21 protein-coding genes are annotated in these 21,537 nt (G+C 29.0%); 11 read left to right on the top strand and 10 right to left on the bottom strand.

Annotation, left to right across the window (positions count from 1 at the left end):
* Positions 1-2 precede the first annotated feature (2 nt).
* Positions 3-1,388: a cell division protein FtsZ gene (gene ftsZ / locus BLBBOR_RS01890; RefSeq protein ID WP_015370749.1), complete on the top strand. Its 1,386-nt coding sequence runs from the start codon at positions 3-5 to the stop codon at positions 1,386-1,388.
* 11 nt (positions 1,389-1,399) lie between these two features.
* Positions 1,400-2,794: a histidine--tRNA ligase gene (gene hisS / locus BLBBOR_RS01885; RefSeq protein WP_015370748.1), complete on the top strand. Its 1,395-nt coding sequence runs from the start codon at positions 1,400-1,402 to the stop codon at positions 2,792-2,794.
* On the opposite strand, the gene pnuC is transcribed toward hisS, so the two are convergent.
* The gene (gene pnuC, locus BLBBOR_RS01880) at positions 2,791-3,429 is read right to left on the bottom strand and encodes a nicotinamide riboside transporter PnuC (protein ID WP_015370747.1); all 639 of its coding nucleotides are present in this window, start codon (positions 3,427-3,429) and stop codon (positions 2,791-2,793) included. The genes hisS and pnuC overlap by 4 nt on opposite strands.
* Entirely contained in the window at positions 3,413-4,051 is a 639-nt protein-coding gene (locus BLBBOR_RS01875; RefSeq protein WP_015370746.1) for a 4'-phosphopantetheinyl transferase superfamily protein, read from the bottom strand. The genes pnuC and BLBBOR_RS01875 overlap by 17 nt, the downstream gene beginning before the upstream one ends.
* Positions 4,052-4,216: 165 nt before the next feature.
* On the opposite strand from BLBBOR_RS01875, the gene BLBBOR_RS01870 reads away from it, so the two are divergent.
* Positions 4,217-5,191, top strand: a complete 975-nt coding sequence (locus tag BLBBOR_RS01870) for an Mrp/NBP35 family ATP-binding protein (protein WP_015370745.1) — start codon at positions 4,217-4,219, stop codon at positions 5,189-5,191.
* A 30-nt stretch (positions 5,192-5,221) separates the two neighbouring features.
* On the opposite strand, the gene BLBBOR_RS01865 is transcribed toward BLBBOR_RS01870, so the two are convergent.
* Together BLBBOR_RS01865 and murB are read right to left on the bottom strand one after the other, a co-directional pair.
* Positions 5,222-6,022 (bottom strand): purine-nucleoside phosphorylase, encoded by an 801-nt coding sequence (locus BLBBOR_RS01865; RefSeq protein ID WP_015370744.1) that lies wholly within the window; start codon positions 6,020-6,022, stop codon positions 5,222-5,224.
* Between the two features lie 121 nt (positions 6,023-6,143).
* On the bottom strand, positions 6,144-7,169 hold the full coding sequence (murB, locus tag BLBBOR_RS01860; protein WP_015370743.1) for a UDP-N-acetylmuramate dehydrogenase: 1,026 nt from the start codon (positions 7,167-7,169) through the stop codon (positions 6,144-6,146).
* Positions 7,170-7,301: 132 nt separating this feature from the next.
* On the opposite strand from murB, the gene BLBBOR_RS01855 reads away from it, so the two are divergent.
* Positions 7,302-7,520 (top strand): YtxH domain-containing protein, encoded by a 219-nt coding sequence (locus BLBBOR_RS01855; RefSeq protein WP_045118226.1) that lies wholly within the window; start codon positions 7,302-7,304, stop codon positions 7,518-7,520.
* A gap of 340 nt (positions 7,521-7,860) precedes the next feature.
* Complete coding sequence (gene rlmB / locus BLBBOR_RS01845) at positions 7,861-8,610, top strand: 23S rRNA (guanosine(2251)-2'-O)-methyltransferase RlmB (RefSeq protein WP_015370742.1); 750 nt, start codon at positions 7,861-7,863, stop codon at positions 8,608-8,610.
* 8 nt (positions 8,611-8,618) lie between these two features.
* On the opposite strand, the gene pheS is transcribed toward rlmB, so the two are convergent.
* Together pheS and BLBBOR_RS01835 are read right to left on the bottom strand one after the other, a co-directional pair.
* Positions 8,619-9,602, bottom strand: coding sequence for a phenylalanine--tRNA ligase subunit alpha (gene pheS, locus BLBBOR_RS01840; RefSeq protein ID WP_015370741.1), 984 nt, complete (start codon positions 9,600-9,602; stop codon positions 8,619-8,621).
* A gap of 6 nt (positions 9,603-9,608) precedes the next feature.
* Positions 9,609-9,989 carry a hypothetical protein gene (locus tag BLBBOR_RS01835; protein ID WP_015370740.1) on the bottom strand — a complete coding sequence of 127 codons (381 nt, stop codon included), beginning with the start codon at positions 9,987-9,989 and terminating at the stop codon, positions 9,609-9,611.
* A 22-nt stretch (positions 9,990-10,011) separates the two neighbouring features.
* Between BLBBOR_RS01835 and BLBBOR_RS01830 the strand changes: the two genes are divergently transcribed.
* Positions 10,012-10,491, top strand: coding sequence for a CvpA family protein (locus BLBBOR_RS01830; protein ID WP_015370739.1), 480 nt, complete (start codon positions 10,012-10,014; stop codon positions 10,489-10,491).
* A 43-nt stretch (positions 10,492-10,534) separates the two neighbouring features.
* Positions 10,535-11,506, top strand: coding sequence for an acyl-protein synthetase (locus BLBBOR_RS01825; RefSeq protein WP_015370738.1), 972 nt, complete (start codon positions 10,535-10,537; stop codon positions 11,504-11,506).
* 308 nt (positions 11,507-11,814) lie between these two features.
* On the opposite strand, the gene BLBBOR_RS01820 is transcribed toward BLBBOR_RS01825, so the two are convergent.
* From BLBBOR_RS01820 to der, 3 genes are all read right to left on the bottom strand, one after another.
* On the bottom strand, positions 11,815-13,806 hold the full coding sequence (locus BLBBOR_RS01820; protein WP_015370737.1) for an inorganic phosphate transporter: 1,992 nt from the start codon (positions 13,804-13,806) through the stop codon (positions 11,815-11,817).
* Positions 13,807-13,894: 88 nt separating this feature from the next.
* Positions 13,895-14,503, bottom strand: coding sequence for a Holliday junction branch migration protein RuvA (ruvA, locus tag BLBBOR_RS01815; RefSeq protein ID WP_015370736.1), 609 nt, complete (start codon positions 14,501-14,503; stop codon positions 13,895-13,897).
* Positions 14,504-14,530: 27 nt separating this feature from the next.
* Positions 14,531-15,850: a ribosome biogenesis GTPase Der gene (gene der / locus BLBBOR_RS01810; RefSeq protein WP_015370735.1), complete on the bottom strand. Its 1,320-nt coding sequence runs from the start codon at positions 15,848-15,850 to the stop codon at positions 14,531-14,533.
* 85 nt (positions 15,851-15,935) lie between these two features.
* Here der and trmD point away from each other — a divergent pair, with 85 nt between their 5' ends.
* The gene (trmD, locus tag BLBBOR_RS01805; RefSeq protein WP_015370734.1) at positions 15,936-16,595 is read left to right on the top strand and encodes a tRNA (guanosine(37)-N1)-methyltransferase TrmD; all 660 of its coding nucleotides are present in this window, start codon (positions 15,936-15,938) and stop codon (positions 16,593-16,595) included.
* A gap of 9 nt (positions 16,596-16,604) precedes the next feature.
* Here trmD and argH read toward each other — a convergent pair whose 3' ends face one another.
* Entirely contained in the window at positions 16,605-17,963 is a 1,359-nt protein-coding gene (gene argH, locus BLBBOR_RS01800) for an argininosuccinate lyase (RefSeq protein WP_015370733.1), read from the bottom strand.
* Positions 17,964-18,067: 104 nt separating this feature from the next.
* On the opposite strand from argH, the gene gyrB reads away from it, so the two are divergent.
* Genes gyrB through truB form a run of 3 tightly spaced genes read left to right on the top strand, consistent with a single transcriptional unit; the run spans position 18,068 to position 21,527 of the window.
* Positions 18,068-20,002 carry a DNA topoisomerase (ATP-hydrolyzing) subunit B gene (gene gyrB / locus BLBBOR_RS01795; RefSeq protein ID WP_015370732.1) on the top strand — a complete coding sequence of 645 codons (1,935 nt, stop codon included), beginning with the start codon at positions 18,068-18,070 and terminating at the stop codon, positions 20,000-20,002.
* The gene (locus BLBBOR_RS01790; protein WP_015370731.1) at positions 20,002-20,850 is read left to right on the top strand and encodes an undecaprenyl-diphosphate phosphatase; all 849 of its coding nucleotides are present in this window, start codon (positions 20,002-20,004) and stop codon (positions 20,848-20,850) included. The genes gyrB and BLBBOR_RS01790 overlap by 1 nt, the downstream gene beginning before the upstream one ends.
* The gene (gene truB, locus BLBBOR_RS01785) at positions 20,847-21,527 is read left to right on the top strand and encodes a tRNA pseudouridine(55) synthase TruB (protein WP_015370730.1); all 681 of its coding nucleotides are present in this window, start codon (positions 20,847-20,849) and stop codon (positions 21,525-21,527) included. The genes BLBBOR_RS01790 and truB overlap by 4 nt, the downstream gene beginning before the upstream one ends.
* Positions 21,528-21,537: the final 10 nt, after the last annotated feature.

Genomic DNA, 21,537 nt, shown 5'->3' with positions numbered 1-21,537 from the left:
CAATGAAAAAAGAAAATTTTATAATGCAAAAAAAAGAGAACGTTCCATTTGGATTTTCTAAAAATCGTTCAGCTGCTATAAAAGTTATCGGTGTAGGAGGTGGTGGAAGTAATGCTTTAAGTTATATGTTTGAACAAGGGATTACGGGAGTAGACTTTATAGCGTGTAATACAGATGCACAAGCCTTAAATAATAATCCAGTTCCAGTAAAAATTCAATTAGGAGCTTCTATTACAGAAGGATTAGGTGCTGGAGCAGATCCAGAAATAGGAGAAAAAGCGGCCTTAGAAAGTCTAGAAGAAATTAAAAGTATTTTAGATTCTAATACAAAAATGACCTTTATTACGGCAGGCATGGGAGGAGGAACGGGAACAGGAGCCGCTCCAATTATTGCAGGTATTTCTAAAGAAAAAGGAATTCTTACTGTAGGAATTGTCACTATCCCATTTCATTTTGAAGGAAAAATGAGATTACAACAAGCTCAAAAAGGAATAGAAGCATTAAGGAAAAATGTGGATTCTCTCATTGTTATTAATAATGATAAATTAAGGGAATTGTATGGAAATCTTGGATTTAAAGCTGGATTTGCAAAAGCAGATGAAGTTCTTACTACTGCAGCTAAGGGAATTGCAGAAGTGATCACTCACCATTATAAACAAAATATAGATTTAAGAGATACCAGAACAGTTCTTAAAGAAAGCGGAACAGCTGTTATGGGATCCGCTATTTCTGTTGGAGAAAATAGAGCTAAAGATGCAGTGGGACAAGCCTTAGATTCTCCCTTATTGAATGATAACAAGATAACAGGAGCTAAAAATGTTCTTTTACTTATTGTTTCAGGAAGAATCGAAATTACCATAGATGAAATCGGAATCATCAGTGATTATATACAAGCAGAGGCAGGTAATAATGCTAATATTATAATGGGGATAGGGGAAGACGAAAGTTTGGAAGAAAGTATTTCAGTGACTATAGTAGCAACTGGATTTCCAACAGAAGTTCAAAGGGCTATTAATCATGAAGAAAAAAAAATATTTCATAGGTTAGAAGAACCTTATAAACAAAAATTAACGAAAATAGAGGGAATTCATTCTTATTCAAGACGAATTGGACCTATTTCTTCTAAAGAAAAGGCTTATAAAAGCAGTTTAAGAAGAACTACTTCTCCTAAGGGAAACTTGTCTTTCAATCATCAAAGAAAAAATGTTTTTAATCAATCTATTAATCATACAACCAATACTACAGTAGAAAAAAAATATCTGTTAGAAGATAATTTTGATCTTCCTATTTCTTCCGAAGAAAAAGTATTGAAAGAGAATATGAAACGTGCTCATATGCTAAAAAAAGAAAATAATCAAAATGAGGACCTTAATAATTATGAAGCTTAGTTTAGTTAGGTATGGAACATCCTAGTATTCCCAAAGGAACCAGAGATTTTTCATCCATGGAGATGAATAAAAGAAACTATTTAATTCAAATTATTCGAAATAAATTTGAACTTTTTGGTTTCTCTCCCATAGAAACCCCTTCTTTTGAAAAAATTTCTACTCTTATGGGAAAATATGGAGAAGAAGGTGACTACTTAATGTTTAAGTTGCTTCATTCAGGAGATTTTTTGAGAAAAAAAAAAGAAAATACTGTTTTTAATAATCAGTATTTTATGAAACATATATCCAATAAAGCTCTTAGATATGATTTAACAATTCCTTTTGTACGCTATGTAGTCATGCATAGAAATGAAATTTTTTTTCCTTTTAAAAGATATCAAATACAACCAGTATGGCGTGCAGATAAACCACAAAAAGAAAGATTTAGAGAATTTTATCAGTGTGATGCGGATATGATTGGGACCTACTCATTATCTTCTTTATGGCAAGAAGTTGAGTTCATCCAACTTTGTGATGAAATATTTACAGAATTAAATTTTCCTATAATTATCAATATTAATCATCGAGATATTTTGGGAGGATTAGTAGAAATTTCTGGAATAGAAAATCATTTATGGAAAGATTTTACGACCTCTTTAGATAAATGGGATAAGAAAGGAAGAAATATAGTAAAAAAAGAAATGCTTCGTAAAGGAATTTCCTCGAATTCTTTTGAAAAAATAGCATGTTTTTTTGATATGAAAGAAAATTTTTCAAAAAAAATAGAATCTTTAACTATCGCTTTCCAATCCTCTGAAAGAGGAAAAAAAGGAATAAAAGATCTCAGTTTTATCTTTCAAAAGATAAAAAATATTTCTTTAAAAAAGACAAAATTGAAATGGAATGTTTCTTTAGCTAGAGGAATGAATTATTATACAGGTCCCATATTTGAAATATTTCCAGATAATAAGGGAACCTGTATGAAAAATTCTATTGGAGGAGGTGGAAGATATGATCAATTATCTAGCTTTTTTGGAATGAAAAATCTTTCTGGCGTAGGAGTCTCTTTGGGTTTAGATAGAATATATATAGCCATGGAAAAAGAGAATTTATTTTCAACTATTTCTAGTAGTCCTTCAAAAGTATTGTTTATTAATTTCGGAGATGAAGAGGTTTTATATGCATATAACATGATAAATTTTTTAAGAAAAAAAGGAATTTCCACTCAATTGTATCCTAATGCCGTAAAAATAAGTAAACAATTCAGGTATGCAAACGAGAATCACATTCCATTTGCTATTAGTATAGGAAAAAATGAAATAGAAAAAAAGAAAATACGAGTCAAAAATCTAAAAAAAAGAATAGAAACCGAATATGATAATATCCAAGAAGTAGCTCATCAATTAATGAAAAAAAACCATAATTAAAAATAGGTTTTTTTGTTATTAAGTGCTTTTTGATTCCAAATCATATAACCTTCTATAGCCAATAAGGCCAAAAAAATAAATAAAAAACCTGTTAATATGAGACCTTTCAAAAAATAAATAGGTACGGAAATAAGGTTTCCAACCATCCAAAATATCCAATTTTCTACTTTTTTCATAGCCATCTGATACATTCCAGAAAAAAAAATCCCCGTGGTCAATACATCCATCCAATCAAAAGGGGTTTGAAGTTTTCCATTGAAAAAATAAACCGTTATACTGAAAAGACAAGTGGATACAAACCATAAAAGCGTATAGAAATAATCTTTTTTATCGGAAAAAGTTATAGATAATTTTTTATTTTTTTGGTCCTTTTTAAATAGCCAAACATACCATCCATAGCCACTCATTCCTGTATAATATATGTTAATAATAAAATCTCCATAAAGAGAAGTCACGAAAGTCAAATAACTGTATATAATAGTACTCACTATTCCTATTGGATATAACCATATGTTGTTTTTTTGTGCAAAGACAACACTGGATATACTAAATATTACAGCCGTAAATTCCAAAAGAATATGAATCCAACTACTATGAGGATAAGGTGACAAAAGGATCCTAATCCATTCCTTCATCATCATCCCTATCTATAATATAAACCAGGTAGTGGTCATCTATTTTTCTGTAAAAAGCAGAAAACCTCTTACTATAGGAATCTTTCATAATCCAACAGGATATGCAAAAATCCTTTTTTATGCAAAAAGGGGAAACTTTATAGCGATCTAAAAAACTGGGGAAAATTCCTCCCTCTAATTTGTATAAACTTTCTTTAATTCCCCATATGATATGTAGATAATCTATTTCGTAGTTTTGATGGATAAAAATAGATTCATCCTCTCTAATAAATTTTTTCTTTACTCTAACTATTTTTTTTCGTAACTTCTCTATGTCTATACCTATATGATAGGAGCTGATGGCTATAGCTATTTTTTCAAAAGAATGACTGAATGAAATATACTTTTCTTGAGGAAAAAGAAAAGGTTTTCTTTTTTCATTGTAAAAAACATTCTTATTTATTCCTATATATCTTAGAGCGTAGCGTACTCCTAAAAATTCTTTTTTTCGTTTTTCTGATAAGTAAAGAAGGTGTTTTTTATCTTTTTCCGAAAGAATTAATAATTTTTCCAAAAATCGAGTTTTTAAATGACCCCATTTGAAAACGATAACTTTCGTATGAAAATGAGGAATTTTTAACATAGATATTTTTTTTTACTCCAATAATAGAATAAATTAGAAAAAGATATCTCCTCTAATTAAAAATATAAAAATAAAATTAGATATTTCTGAAAAAAGAAGGACTGGAATAATGAAAAAAAAATAACGAAAGCATTAGAAAATGTATTTCTTAATAAAAGAAATATTATGGAATCTGGAATCGTCAAAAAAATAGATGTATTTCATGAGGAAATCCGAATATATATAAGCTTATCCAATCCGACTATGCATATGAAAAAAAAATTGGGACGAAATATCCAACAGGCTATAAAATATCAAAATGTAGATAAAAAAATACGAATAGAAATGAAATTAGATACTTCTAGAAAAAAAAAGACTGAAATAAAAAATATCATAGCCATAGCTTCAGGAAAAGGAGGAGTTGGAAAATCCACAATAGCAACTAATATCTCGGTTTCTTTAGTAAAAATGGGGTTTCATGTAGGTTTATTAGATGCAGATATTTATGGTCCTTCTATTCCATTAATGTTCAATTTAGAAGAAAATAAAATATCTTCCTGTATTGTCCAGAAGAATGGAACTTCTATCATGAATCCTATCACTAGTTATGGAGTAAAGATTCTATCTTTAGGTTTCTTTTCAAAATCTGGACAGGCTATTGTTTGGAGGGGCCCCATGGCTACTAAAGCCTTAAGACAATTTATTCATGAAACCGATTGGGGTGGATTAGATTTTCTAATTGTAGATTTACCACCAGGTACAGGGGACATCCATTTATCACTTGTGCAGGAAATTCCATTAAAAGGAATTGTTATTGTTAGTACTCCTCAGAAAATTTCTTTATCGGATGTGCATAGATCTGTAGGAATGTTTCGTCTTAAATCTATTCATGTCCCCATACTTGGAATCATAGAAAATATGTCTTTTTTTATTCCAAAAGATTCCAAAGAAAAATACTATTTATTTGGAAAAAATGGAGTGAAAAATTTTTCCAAAAAAATGAATATTTTTTTTCTTGGAGAGATTCCACTGTTACAAGACATACGAGTATCTTCAGATTTAGGGATTCCTGTTGTTTTACAAAACGATTCTATAAGAAAAACTTTTGTAAAAATTACGAAAAATATGATAGATAATTTGCCAATAGTTCCCCTTTCCTAGAAAAGAGATTCTAAATTTTTTTAATAGATCTTAAAAACAAAGTTTGATAAATTCTTTGACAATCAATATTAAAAGAGGGATTGATTTTTCTGTTTCTTGAAAAAATGATTTCATCAAATGGATGGATTCATAAGATCCTTTTTGTTCAGATAACCCCATCCCCATCATAATGGATATAGCAAAAACTCGTAAATCCATACATCTAGCTGTAATCACGGATGAAACAATATTACTCATTCCAACACTATCCCCACCCATGGATCGTATCATTGCATATTCTGAATGGGTTTTATAATGGGGATAAGGATAAGCGACATAGACCCCTTTTTGTATGATAATATTGTGATTCATGGCTATATTCTCTGCCATTTCAATCATTTTTTGATCATAGGGTTCTGTTATTCCAAAAAAATTATTCTTCATAAATTTTTTCATATTAGGACTTTCTGGGAAAAGATTAATATGATCTTTTACCAACATTACATCTCCTGTTTTGTAGTTTGGATTCACTCCTCCAGAAATATTAATTAATATCAACTTATCTATCCCCATATTTTTACACATGACTAGAGGAAGAGGAGTATATTCCTCCTCATAATAAGAGGAAAAAGGTTCTATTAAAAATAGAACCTTTTTCCCTTCTATATCTCCGGATATAAATTTTCCATATACTTTTGTAAAATTTGGGATGTCCTCGTAAGGAATGCATATAGGATTTTTTATTTCATGGACCAATTGATGAAACTGATTTCCTAATAATATTATTCCAAATTCAGGTTTTTCTTTGATTTTTTTTTGTATATATTCTGTGGATTTTTCTTCTAAATTCATTGAAATAAAAATTTTTTTCTTTTCTATTTACAAAATAGAGAAAAATAAAACAAAGGTAAATGCTTTCCTTTAGATAGTGAAGTCTTACTTCTTTTTCATTATTTAGTGTTTTTTTCACGAACTATCGTATGAGATGAACTTCTCTTGATAAAACAAGGCCCAACTTATTTTTTATGTCTTGAGTTATTTTTTCTGAAAAAGAATATATATCCATTCCACTAGCTCTTCCATAATTTACCAAAACTATAGGTTGTTTTTCATATACACCTACATCCCCCTGTTTTTTTCCTTTCCATCCTATAGTTTCAATCAAGGAACTAGCAGATAGTTTCACTTGATTAGTAGAAATAGAATATCCTGTAATAGTTGGATATTTAGATTTTAATTTTTTAAAATCCAATATCCCTATTATTGGATTCATAAAAAAGCTACCAGCATTTCCTATTTTTTTTGGGTTTGGAAGTTTTCTATTTCTAATGTAAAGAATAGCTTTACTTAAATCGTACATAGTTGGTTTTTTAATATTCATTTTTTTTAATTCTTCTTGAATCTCAATGGAATAAGTGTTCAACTTGTGATACTTTTTTCTTAATAGAAAGGAAACAGATAAAACCAAAAATTTATTTTTGAAACGTGGATGTTTGAAAAAAGAATGACGATATTCTAGTTGACATTCTTCTCGTGTGAAGATTCGCATTTTTCCATTATTCGTTTCATATACTTGAACTTCCAACAAAGTATCCTTTACTTCTGCTCCATAGGCTCCAATGTTTTGAATTGGAGCTGCCCCAACCGAACCAGGAATAAACGATAAATTCTCTAATCCACTGAAACCTTTTTTTATAGTCCAACCTACAAATTCCTTCCAATTTTCTCCGGCAAAAGCTTGAACAACTGCTTGATTCTCGTTTTCCTTAATCACTTTCTTCCCTTTGATCCCAATTTTAATTACCATTCCTTGATAATAATTCTTTAAAAAAAGAATATTACTCCCATTTCCCAAAAAAAGTTTTGGAATGGATGGATGTTTAAAGAAAATTTTTTGTATATCTTCTATACTTTTCACATTTACAAAATAATGTGCATAAACATTTATTCCAAATGTATTAAAATTTTTGAGAGAAAAATTTTTTTTAATATCTAACATAGAGAAAAATTTTTTTCTAAATAAACAAAGACAATTTTGTGCGTAAATATTGTATGATTAAATTTATTATAAATATAAAATTGTTATTATGAAAAAAGGAGGAAGTTTTTTTGGGGAGTGATTCTGGGGACAATGGCAGGTTTAATACTGGGAATTTTGTTAGCTCCAAGAAAAGAGGATAAAATTAGAAATATACTAGGAAAAAAGACAGAAGAGCTGAAAGATAATTTACAAGAAATAAGTAAAAAAATAGGAAAAAAAGTACATAGAATTAAATCTAACTTTGAGGCAAAATGGAAAAAAAATAAAAAAGATAAAATGGACAAAGTCGAAGAGGAATTGGGGACTTAATTTTTTTATCTAAAAAATGTTTGTTTTTATTAAAAATTTTATCAAGAAAAAATTTCAATTTTTTCAAAATGAAGCGATTAAAGTGGTAGCGGCCATCATGACAGAAATTTTTATGAATTTTTTTTTCCTTTTACTTGGCGGAATGATCCTTTTTTCAGGAAGCCTTGCCTTGTCTTTTTTTCTATCCTATTATTTTGGAAATTATGTGGTAGGATTTGGGATTATTACTATCTTATATCTTTTTCTTTTCTTTTTATCTTTTTTTCTGTAAAGACATTATACGATTTTTCATTAAAAATTCCTTTTTTAAAGTTTTAAAAAAATAAAATCATGTAATCTCATGAGTAAATTAGAAATTATTTATGGAATACATCCCTTAATAGAAGCTATTCAATCCAAAAGGAGTATTAGTAAGTTATTTTTTCAAATAGGATGGAAAAAAAAATGTAATCCTTATTACAAAAAGTTAATCTCTCTCTCCAAGAGAGAAAATATCCCCATTCATATCGTTCCTAAAAATAAATTTCATCAGTTGAACAATAAAAATCATCAAGGAGTTTTTGCTCTTCTCTCTCCAATAGAAACTTATTCCATAGAAGATTTACTTCCTATATTTTATGAAAAAGGAAAAAACCCACTTTTGCTCATTTTAGATCGTATTACGGATGTAAGAAATTTTGGATCTATCATTCGTACTGCTGCATGTGCTGGTGTAGATGCTATCATTATTCCAACAAAATATACAGCCCTGATTGGCTCTGATTCTATCAAAACTTCTTCAGGAGCTTTATTTAAAGTACCAATATGTCAAGAAAAAAATATTAAAAAAACTATAGAGTATTTGATAAAGTACGGGTTAAAGGTTGTTTCCGCTACGGAAAAATCCAATATCTATTGGTATAAAATAGATTTTTCAGGTCCTACGGCTATCATTCTTGGAAATGAATCCAATGGGATTTGTCCTAAATATTTAGAAATAACCTCCGAAAAGGCAAAAATTCCAGCTATACACGGGATATCCTCTTTAAATGTTTCTGTAGCTTGTGGGATCCTTTTATATGAAGTATTCAGACAAAGAGAATTCAAATAATAATAATATTAAAAATCACTCTGAAATTGTCTTAAAAAACGAATATCATTATCAAAATAGACTCTAATGTCATCAATTTGATAAATCAATAATGCAAGACGTTCTATCCCTATCCCAAAAGCAAATCCAGAATAAATTTCTGAATCAATATTTACGTTTTTCAATACTTGTGGATCTATCATCCCACATCCCATAATCTCTAACCACCCTGTATGATTATTATATATATCCACTTCTGCACTAGGTTCTGTAAATGGAAAATACGAAGGACGGAATCTAATTTTTACTTCTCCAAAAAGAGAGTTGATCAAATAATGAATAGTTTGTTTTAGGTCTGAAAAGGATACTTTTTTATCGATATAAAAACCTTCTGCTTGGTGGAACATAAAATAGGAACGAGAGGAAATCGTTTCATTTCTATATACTTTTCCGACAGATAAAACACGAGAAGGCGGACTGTTTTTTTTCATATATCGTATTTGTACAGAGGAAGTATGTGTGCGCAATACAATATCTGGATTTTTGCATAAAAAAAAGGTATCCTGCATATCCCTAGATGGGTGATCTATAGGGATATTTAAAGCCGTAAAGTTATGCCAATCATCTTCAATTTCAGGTCCTTCTACATAAGAAAATCCAATTTTTCTAAAGACGTCTATAATCCTATTTATTATAATAGATATGGGGTGTATAGATCCTACTTCTATAGATTTTCCTGGAATTGTAGGATCAAAATTTTTATCATCATCTTTGATGAAGTTTTTAGAATGATCTATTTGTATTTTTTTTTGAACCTCCTTTTTTAAATCATTGATGATTTTACCAAAAATTTTTCTTTCTTGAATAGGAAGTTTTTTTAATTTTTTAAATAAAACCGTCAAAATTCCCTTTTTTTTACCCAAAAATTTAATTCTGAAGGCTTCTAGAGCTTCAGAATTTTTAGCCTGAAAACAGTTTATCTCCTTTTTTATTTGATCCACTTTTTGATCCATAAAATTTTATGATTTATGAATATCCTTCAGAATATTTTCTTCACTCATATAACGAATGATAGCTTTTTTAATTAAAAACGATTGTTCTTCTTTGTTTAAAAAGGGAAGATCCTTTTTCAAAAGATAATGAGGCCATCCTTCTCTGTCTCTTCCAATAAACCTATAATAACCAAAAGGTTCTAATATTCTACATATAGAAATATGTAAAATATTAATTTTATCTTCTCTATTCAAAAAAATATTTTTTCCTTTCCCAAGCTCTTGAATCCCTATCAGGTAAATAATCCCAATGAGATCAATTTCTCCTTCTATGTAAAAATGATTTCGTATATATAAAATGACTTTATTCCAATTTATATGAAATTTTTGTATTAAATTTTTTTTCATTTTTTAGTAAAAAAAGTTATTTATGGTTGGCACAGATATCATTATTCTAATTATCGTTTTATATGGTGCATATAAAGGGTATAGAAAAGGATTACTCTCCCAGTTATTTGTATTTATGATATGTTTTTTTTTCCTATACAAAGGAATCAAGATTTTTCACTTTTTTTCAGAAGGATTGCTAAAAAAATACAGTAAGGAAGAACCCTTTCTTACAGGTTTTTCTCTAATCATTTCATTTTTTTTTATAATATTTATAGCTTTTTTAACTAAAAAAATCATAGAAATGATTTTGAAAATCACATGGCTAAAACCCTTTGATAAAGGATTTGGTGGTCTTTTAGGCCTGATAAAATATTTTTTTTATCTATCAATATGGCTTTTTTTTCTTAAAGAAGCAAATAAAAAAATAAATTTAATTCCTTATAATTTTTTTTCAAATTCCTTTGAAAAAGAGTTTCAATACATTTTTTATATATCTAGGAAAGAATTTTTGTTTTTTTAAAAAAGTTAGAAGAATTATACTTTTTATTTTTAAATATCATTAAATGAACTTTCAAAAAAAGATTTTTTCTATAGAATCCAAAAAAGAATTTGAATCTTTAACTTTAGAGATATTCAATTATCAAGTAAGAAATAACCAGATTTACAGAAATTATCTTCAACTATTAAAAATTGATCCATTTCGGATTACCAATATTTCTGAAATCCCATTTTTTCCTATTTCCTTTTTTAAAACCCATTGTATTTGTAGTCTATCAAAAAGTATTCCAGAAATTATTTTTACCAGTACTGGAACGACAGGAATAAAAAGTAAACATTATGTAGCTGATTTGCTTATTTATAGGAATAGCATTTGTAAAGGATTTGAATATTTTTATGGTCCCGTAGAAAAATTCCAATTTTTAGCTTTGTTTCCTTTCTATAGAGAGGATTCTTCTTTAATTTATATGATGAAATATTTGATCCAAAAAACATATAAAAATGGAAGTAATTTTATTTTTTTTCAAAAAATCCCTCCTCTTCATTATGAAAAAACTATTTTAATTTTTGGGATAAGTTTTTCTTTATTAAACTTTGTCGAGTCTCATAGGGAGACTATTCTAGATGGATATAATAAAGATAATGTAATTCTCATGGAAACAGGAGGAATGAAGGGGAAAAGAAAAGAAATCATACGAGAAGAATTACACCATCTTTTAAAGAAAGGTTTTTGTGTAAAAAATATTCACTCTGAATATGGAATGACCGAATTGCTTTCTCAAGCATATGCAAAAAAAGACGGCATTTTTAGATGTCCTCCTTGGATGAAAGTATACATCAGAGATCCGGAAGATCCTTTTATACATATAGAGAACCATAAAATAGGTGGAATTGATATTATTGATTTATCTAATTATTTATCTTGTCCTTTTATTTCTACCAATGATTTAGGAAAAAAAATAAACGATGAGGAATTCGAAGTATTAGGAAGGATGGATTTGTCAGACGTACGGGGATGCAGTCTGATGACATTTTAAATAATTTTTAAAAAGCTAGAAAAGAAGCGTCTTTTTTGACGAAATATGGGATAATCCCTCGGTATGTAACAGAAGGATCTCTTCTATATTTTCTGTAATTTTTTTGGATGGGAGAAGGACGTCCAATATCAATAGAGTGTTCTTTTTTCCATATTTTTTATGGATGATTCCCATCACCTGTTGATTCATCTGTTCCTCAATTTCCTTGAGAATTTGAATTTTGATTGTACAATTTACTTGTTGAAAACTTCTATTTCTGGTGATTTTTTTGATTATATGGAAGTGTTCCATCATCAAATGTTCAAGTATCAATAAATTTTTTTTTGCTTGTATTTTAAAGGTTTATGACTATTACTCACATGAAATAAAGTGCGATTAGTAATCACATCGGAAGATTCAATGATCTCTTTAATTTTATTGTATATTCGCATATAAAGTCTCCCAGCAATAGGTTCACTGTTTTTCGTTTTTCTAATCACTAGAATTAAAGAGTTCTGGATGCTCGTAAAACTTTCTTTTACTTTTAAAAAGTGCTTCCTACTATATTGAAGGCTTTTTAAATCTTCTTTAGTTATCCCTTCTATACTATTTTTATAAATATTTTCGATTGATTCCAGGATAGGTACTAAAATATCCATAGTTTTGTTTAAAGTTTTCCCTAAAGTCAGCTCATCGGTTCCAAAAATTTTTCTTTGATCTTCAAATTTTTTAGATAGCCCTTTCTGATAGTTTTTATAACTCTTGTAAAAAACAAAACCAATTAAAAACATAAAAAATATAAGGGCCCATGCTTTTAAAAAAAACAAAAAAGACGCTGTAATTCCTGCCATGGTAAAAGCGATTAAACCTGTTAAAAACCAACCTCTTATAACTTTTAATACTCCTGAAACTCTGTAAACGGCGCTTTCTCGATCCCAGGCTCTATCTGAAAGAGAAGTCCCCATAGAAACCATAAAAGTGACAAAAGTAGTTGATAGTGGGAGTTTCTGAACGGTAGCTATAGATATCAATATACTAGATATGGTTAAATTTGCAGAAGCTCTAACTAAGTCAAAAGCAACGTTTTCATTTTGTATTTTTTGCTTAAAATTTTTTTCTATTTTTACTAGGAATCTTTTTGGAAATAATTTGAAAAATTTATTCCCAAAATATAAAAAAAATCGAACAATTCCTCTTGCTAAAGAATTAGATAAAAATTTTTCGGTCCCTTCATTTTGTCTACTTAAATTAATTTCTGTGCTAACGATGGTTTTTGTTTTTTTAGAAAACCAAAGCGTCAATATCATAATTATACCTGCAAAAATTAAAACTATAGATGGGACCTGTACATTTCCAGATAAACTTTTCATATTAAATCTTTCGGCAGGAGGACTTCCTGCTTCTTTCCATATATTATAAGATTGTATACTAGCTATAGGAATTCCTATAAAGTTTACTAAATCATTTCCTGCAAAAGCCATGGCTAAAGAGAAGGTTCCATATAATACAACAAATTTTAAGATATTATATCCTAAAGAAACAAATATCTTTGCCACAAGAGTCCATGTGGAAAATAAGACCAGTAAAAAAACAAAAAAATGATGATGTATGCACTTGATAAAATGTTGAATCAATAAAGAGAATCCTGTCAAATTATCTTCCATGAACCCTTTCAAAGTACTATGTAGACCTCTTACAATCAAAAAATAAGTCATACTACTCAATGAAATAGCCGCCCATATTACTCCTACATATTTTAATCTACTTTTATATTCAAAACTTAATAAAAATCGTATGAAATAATGAATGAAAGCTCCTGAAAAAAAAGAAATTAGAATAGATAAAAAAATTCCTACTCCAATGGTCAATGTTTTTTCCGCTTTAATGTATTGACTTAAATAATGAAGCGGTTCATTACTTAATGGGGAAGCTATTTTTATCATAGCTATACTAAAAGCTCCACCTAATAAGCAAAAAACCATAGAGACTGTAGTAGAAGTAGGTAATCCTAAAGTGTTAAAAACATCCAATAAAATAATATCGGATATCATAACAGCTAAGAAAATAAAGGTTAGATCTGAAAAATGAAAATAAGACGGATCAAAAACCCCTTTTCTTGCTACTTCCATCATTCCACTGGATAAAAAAGCTCCCAATAAAATACCTAAACTAGCAAAAATCATGATGATTTTACGAGAAGCTACTTTAGATCCAATAGCAGAATTGAGAAAATTGACTGCGTCATTAATTAAACCTACAATAAGATCAAAAATAGATAAGACAAAAAGGATCACTATAATTGAGGGATAAAAAAGTTTCATAATAAAGAGGTAAGTATTAATTTTACGACAAAAACAAAAGTATATTATTTTTTGGGTTTGTTTTTTTTAGAAATTGAAAATACCTATTTTACAATTTTTTTAAAGATTCTTTGATCAGATTTTCTACAGTAAATTCAGGGTTTTTATCCAAGATCTCCTCTAAAACTTTTTTAGATTCTTTAGGAGAAAAACCTAGTACGATCAAAGCGCTTAAAGCCTCTTTTTTTATGAAAGTAGGGGTCTTATCGAAAAAGTTAACGTTTTTTACTTTTTTAGGAATATTAGAAGGAATAATAGAAATTTTATCTTTCAGTTCTATGATAATTCTCTGAGCAGTTTTTCTTCCGATTCCCTTCACATGATTGAATACTTCTATATCTTCTCTAGATATAGATTCTTCTATTTCATGTGGGGTTAAGGAAGATAGTATAGTTATAGCAGAACTTGGACCTATTCCATTTACGGATATCAAATGAGAAAATATTTTTCTTTCTATTCTTTCAAAAAAACCATACAATACATGTTGATTTTCCTTGATAAAAAGATAAGTATATATAGAAATTTCTTTTCCTTCTTCTTCTGATAAAGAAGAATAGGTATACGAAGATATATGAAGGGAATATCCGACTCCATTACAATCTATTATTAAAGAAGATTGATTTTTTTCTATTAACTTTCCTCTTAAATGTGTGATCACCGTTTTATTAATACAAAAGATGAACCATTATTTTTTCCTAAAAAGAATTTGTATGGGGACTCCTCTAAAATCGAAGTGATCACGAATTTTATTTTCAATAAATCTTTTATAAGATTCTTTTATATAATGAGGAAAATTAGAGAAAAAAATAAACTTTGGGGTGGATGTCGGTAACTGAGTACAATATTTAATAGTAATCAACTTTTTTTGTACAGATGGAGGAGGAGTTTTTTGAAAAATGGGTAACATAACTCTATTTAATAAATTCGTTTTTAATCTTTTTTTACGTATTTTGAAAACCTGATCAGCTATGGGGAGGATGTTATATATTCCATCTTTATTTTTTGCAGAGATAAAAAGGATGGGGACATTGTCAAATGGAGAAATTTTTTTTCGAATGAAAATTTCGAAATTTTTTTGCAGAGAACAATTTTTTCCATGATTTAATAAATCCCATTTGTTAATAAGAATGATTATTCCTTTCTGATTTCTTTCAACTAATCTAAAAATATTTCTATCCTGTGACTCCCATCCACGAACCGCATCTACCATTAAAAGACAAATATCTGTGGATTCAATGCTTCTTACTGTTCTCATAGTAGAATAAAATTCAAGACTTTCACTTATTTTTGATTTTTTTCTTACTCCAGGTGTATCCACTAAAATACATTTATATCCAAATTTTTTGTAGGAAACATCAAGACTATCTCTCGTGGTCCCAGAAACATTTGTGACAATATGATGATTTTTTTCTAAAAACGAGTTAATCAATGTAGATTTTCCAACATTTGGACGTCCTATGACCGAAAAACGGGGAAGAACTTCTTTTTCCACTATTTCTTTTTTTCCTAAGGATTTCAAGATTTCTATTAATCTATCCAGTAATTCGCCCGTTCCACTTCCATTTATAGCGGATATGTAGTAATAATCCCTAAATCCTAAACAAAAAAAATCTGTGTTATGATACATGTATTTTCCGTTATCTACTTTATTCACTACTAATAAAATAGATTTTTTATACTTTCTAAGTAGTTGAGAGATTTCTACATCTATATCTAATATCCCTATTTTTATATCCACTAAAAATAAAATGACATCGGCCTCTTTTATGGCTATTAAAATTTGCTTGATAATTTCTGCATCCAGTAGATTTTTATGGATGGGGTTATAACCACCTGTATCTACCAAAGAAAAATGAACTCCATTCCATTCAGATTCTCCATAAATACGATCTCGTGTAACTCCACTTCTGACATGAACAATAGCTTTCATTCGTCCTACAAAACGGTTAAATAGAGTAGATTTTCCGACATTTGGACGTCCCACTATAGATACGATGTAACTCATTGTCACTAATTATTCACAAAGGTATAATTTTTTCACTAGTTTCATTCATAGATTCTTAGTCAAAGTGTATATTACTGAAAAAAAAATGCGTATAGATATTGTTAGCGTGGTTCCGGAAATTCTCAAGGGAACTTTTTCAAGTTCTCTTATTAAAAGAGCTATGAATAAAGGAATCATGGATATTCATATTCATGATTTACGAAAATATGGTTTAGGAAAGCGTAAAAAGGTGGACGACTATCCTTATGGAGGGGGATCTGGGATGATTCTTAGAATAGAACCTGTATATCAGTGTTTTGATAAATTATTATCAGAAAGAAATTATGATGAAAAAATTTTTATGACTCCTGATGGAATACTTTTTTCACAAAAATATGCTAACGTATTAACTTGTAAGAAAAATATTCTTATCCTGTGTGGTCGTTATAAAGGAATTGATCAGAGAATTAGAGATCATTTAATTTCCAAAGAAATATCTATTGGTCCTTATGTGTTATCTGGAGGAGAACTAGCTGCGGCTGTTGTAGTAGAAACCATCGCCAGATTATTACCAGGAGTCCTGCATAATCCAGATTCCATGATCACAGATTCGTTTCAAATGGAAAAAATGGGAGCCCCACCTATTTACACTCGTCCAGAAATTTACAAAGGATGGTCCGTCCCAAAAATACTTTTATCTGGACATCACAAAAAAATAAAAGAATGGATTTTTAAAAAATCTATCCAAAAAAAATTGGATTCTTAAAGATTTACATTATGGATTTTTTCCATAAACTAACCGTTCAATCACTTTTTGAATGATCTCAAAATCAAATTTATTTATCAGTTTTCGCATCATATCTCTAATTTCTTGATTACACAAATTCCCTATACTTCCTTCATGAGAATGAGAAAAATTTTTTTTTAATGGTTTAAAACGTTCATTTTTAATATCTGTAGCCACCTTTTGATAAGCTTCTCTAAAAGAATATCCTTTCTGTACAAGTTGATTAACTACTTCTACACTGAATAAGTATTTATACTTATCCTCTCGAAGAATGTCCTTTCTAACCACAATATGATTCAACATGTATCTAAATATGGAAAAACACTTTTTTAATTCATCAAAAACAGGTAAAAATCTTTCTTTAATTATTTGAAAATCTCTATGGTATCCGGAACACAAATTGGATACAATTAAAGAAATTTCATTCGGCAATGAAGATATTCTATTGCATTTAGCTCGTATGATTTCAAAAACATCTGGATTTTTCTTATGAGGCATAATACTAGATCCGGTAGTAAGAAAATCAGGAAAACTAATGAAATTATAGTTTTGACTTAAATATAAGCAAATATCTTGGGACATCTTACTCAAAGTTCTGGCTAAAGAAGCAAGGGATTCTGTTACTATTCTTTCCATTTTTCCTCGTCCCATTTGAGCATATACAACATTGTAATTTAAATTTTCAAATCCTAATAATTCCGTTGTCATTTTCCGATTTAAAGGAAAAGAAGATCCGTAACCAGCAGCGGAACCTAAAGGGTTTTTATTGGTAATCCGATAAGCTGTGTGAATTAATAACATATCATCTATTAAACTTTCCGCATATGCCGAAAACCAAAGTCCAAAAGAAGAAGGCATAGCAATTTGATAATGGGTATAACCAGGCATTAATATATTTTTATATTGTTCACTTAATTGTAATAATAAATCAAAAAAAGAATAGACTATTAATACAATTTCTTTGATTTCTGTACGAATAAAAAGTTTCAGATCTACCAATATTTGATCATTTCTGGATCTACCACTGTGAATTTTCTTTCCAACTTTTCCTAAACGATCTGTTAACAAAAATTCTATTTGAGAATGAACATCCTCTATTCCTTCATCCATTTGAAAATTATTTGTTAATATTTCGTGTATATAAATGTGACGTAATTCTTTAATTAAAATTTCTAAATCTTTTTGATTTAATAATCCAATACTTTCTAACATCATCACATGAGCTATGGTTCCAATAACGTCATGTGGGGCTAAAAGTAAATCTAATTTTGAATCTTTACCTGAAGTAAATTCTTCTATTTCTCTATTCCTATTATGAGAATGAATATCTTTTTCCCAAATTTTCACGTGATAGCATGTTTTAGATTTTTTCTATCTTTACTTTAAAGATCCTATAAAACTATAAATTTTTATGAAAATAGGAAAAATTTCTAATAAAATTAGAATGGGTTATGAGTAATAAAAATACAGATTATACAGCAGATAGCATACAGTCTCTAGAAGGGATTGAACACATAAGGCTTAGACCTTCTATGTATATTGGAGACGTAGGGATTAGAGGATTGCATCATTTAGTAAATGAAGTCATAGATAATTCCGTAGATGAATCCTTAGCAGGTTATTGTAATAAAATATGGGTGACCATTCACAAAAATGGATTTATTACAGTCCTGGATAATGGTCGTGGTATTCCCATAGATATTCATAAGAAAGAAGGAAAGTCTGCTCTTGAAGTAGTCATGACAAAAATAGGAGCGGGTGGTAAATTTGACAAAAACTCTTATAAAGTTTCTGGAGGATTGCATGGAGTAGGGATATCCTGTGTAAATGCCTTGTCCAAAAGACTTATAGTGACAGTTTATCGTAACAGAAAAGTTTACCAACAAGAATATTTGATAGGAACACCTATTGATAGGGTCCAATGTTTAGGAAAAACCCATTTACAAGGAACAAAAATTCATTATCTAGCTGATAATTCTATTTTCAATTCGATCACATATCATTATGAAATATTATCCACACGTTTGAAAGAATTAGCTTTTCTAAATAAAGGATTGCACTTATTTTTAAAAGACGAAAGGAATAACATAGAAGAGCATTTTTTCTCTAAAAATGGATTAAAAGAATACCTTCCTATTCTAGATAAGAATCAAGAATCCTTAACAAGGAGCATTATTTTTATTGAAGGAGAAAAAGAAAATACCATAGTGGAAGTAGCCATGCAGTACAATACTTCTTTCAAAGAGAAAATTTATTCTTATGTGAATAATATCAATACTTCGGAGGGAGGGACTCATATTTCTGGATTTAGAAGAGCTTTAACAAGGACATTTAAGAAATATACGGATAGATATGGACTTTTATCTAACAAAGATAATAAAAAAGATAAAGTAGATTTGACGGGAGATGATTTCCGAGAAGGTCTTACAGCTATTATATCTGTCAGGGTAATGGAACCTCAATTTGAAGGACAAACTAAAACAAAATTAAGCAATCACGAAGTAGGAGGAATTGTAGATAAAATTGTGGGGGAGATGTTAAACAGTTATCTAGAAGAAAACCCCAGTGAGAGAAGAAAAATTATTGATAAAGTTATCTTATCGGCTAAAGCACGTCAAGCTGCTAAAAAAGCTCGTGAATTAATACAAAAAAAGAGTCCCATATACAATAGCATTTTACCTGGAAAATTAGCGGATTGTTCTTTCAATAATCCAGAGAATTGTGAAATCTATTTGGTAGAAGGAGATTCTGCAGGGGGAACGGCTAAACAAGGTAGAGATCGGAGCTTTCAAGCTATTTTACCTTTACGAGGAAAAATCCTAAATGTAGAAAAAGCTATGCAATATAAAATATTTGAAAATGAAGAAATTAGAAATATATTTACCTCATTGGGGGTTTCTATTGGAACCGAAGAAGATCCAAAAAATTTAAATGTAAAAAAACTTAGATATAATAAAATTATTATTATGACAGATGCAGATATAGATGGAAGTCATATTTCCACTTTGATTTTAACATTGTTCTTTCGTTATATGAAGCTCTTAATAGAAAAAGGACATATCTATATTGCGACGCCTCCTCTTTATTTAATCAGAAAAGGCAATCATTCTCAATATGCTTGGAGTGATGAGGAAAGAGAAAAAATTCTCCAAAGATTAGGAGAAAGAAAAAAAATCAATATCCAACGTTATAAAGGATTAGGAGAAATGAATGCGGAACAACTTTGGGAAACGACTATGAATCCAAAAAAAAGGACTTTACGAAAGGTTCATATAGAAAACCTTTCGGAAGCCGATAAAATATTTTCCATTCTTATGGGAGCGGAAGTACCTCCACGTAGAAGTTTCATAGAAAAAAATGCAATTCATGCAAAAATTGATGTTTAATGAATTACATTCAATCAATCCTATTAGGGATTATTGAAGGTCTTACAGAATTTTTTCCTATTTCTTCTACAGGACATATGATCCTTGCAGCTTCCATTATGGGAATCCTAGAAAAAAAGATCACGAAATTATTCCTGATTTCTGTTCAACTTGGAGCGGTTTTTTCTGTGGTTTTTTTTATCGGTAAAAAAATTTTTTTTCAAAAAGCAGATTTTTATCTAAAAATTTTTCTAGCTAGTTTTCCTATAGGAATTTTTGGTTTTTTCTTGAATAGAAGAACAAATTTCTTCTTAGGAAATCCACTCATAGTCGCTTTTTTTCTTATTATAGGAGGAATAATTCTTTTGAAAGTGGAAAATTTTTATGAAAAAAATTTGGATAAAAGTAATCATATCAATTATTTTCAAGCTTTTATTATTGGATTATGCCAATGTATGGCTCTGATTCCAGGAGTATCTAGAAGTGCCGCTACTATAGTTGCTTGTCTGTTACAAAATGTTCATAGAAAAAATGCTATTGAATTTTCTTTTTTTTTATCTGTCCCGGTTATTGTTATTGCCACATGTAAAAAATTATTTGACTATTATTTTCAATTAACTTCTTTCAGTTTTCCATGGAATTTTCGTATTATTATTTCCATGTCCAAAGAACTTTTTCTACAAGAAATCCAGTTTTTGATTATTGGAAATATAGTGGCTTTCATTACAGGAATTCTATCCATAAAATGTTTTATGGCATATTTAAAAAGAAATAATTTTAAATTATTCGGATATTATAGAATTATTTTGGGACTGTTCTTTATTGTTATACATTATTTTTTTCAACCGATTGAAAAGTTTAAGATTTGAAAAATTTATCAGAATACGCATTCGAAAAGGATCAACTTTTATTAATAGATAAACCGTGGGGATGGACTTCTTTTAAAGTGGTGAAAATCATCAGAAAAAAAATTAGGAATTTTCTTGGAAAAAACTTAAAAATAGGACATGCGGGAACTCTAGATCCTCTTGCTACAGGACTTTTAATTATTCTTATAGGGAGAGAATACACAAAAAAAACGGATTCTATTCAAAATTATAAAAAAACTTATACAGGGATTATCAAACTGGGTTGCACGACTCAATCTTTTGATTCAGAAACAGAAGAATATAATTTTTCTTCCACTTCACATATCACCCCTGAACTTGTTCAAGAAATATCTAAAAAATTTAAGGGAGAAATAGATCAAATTCCACCATCTTTTTCTGCCTTGCGAATGGAAGGAAAACGATTCTATGAATATGCTAGAAAAGGAAAAAAAATAAATTCTATGAAGCCTAGAAAAGTAAAAATTTATAAATTTTATATCTTAAAAATTGGAATCCCTTATATTCAATTTTTTGTAGAATGCGGGAAAGGAACTTATATTCGATCCATAGCCAAAGATTTTGGAATCGCAATGAAAAGCGGAGCCTATTTACTTTCTTTAAGAAGAGAAAGTATAGGTCCTTTCTCTATTAGAAATAGTTATTCTATAGATTTTTAACTTTCAAAAA

Source organism: Blattabacterium sp. (Blatta orientalis) str. Tarazona (assembly GCF_000334405.1).
In the GTDB taxonomy this organism is placed as follows: Bacteria; Bacteroidota; Bacteroidia; order Flavobacteriales; family Blattabacteriaceae; genus Blattabacterium.
The sequence above is the reverse complement of the archived record's forward strand: the minus strand, read 5'-3'. Positions and strand labels throughout refer to the sequence as shown.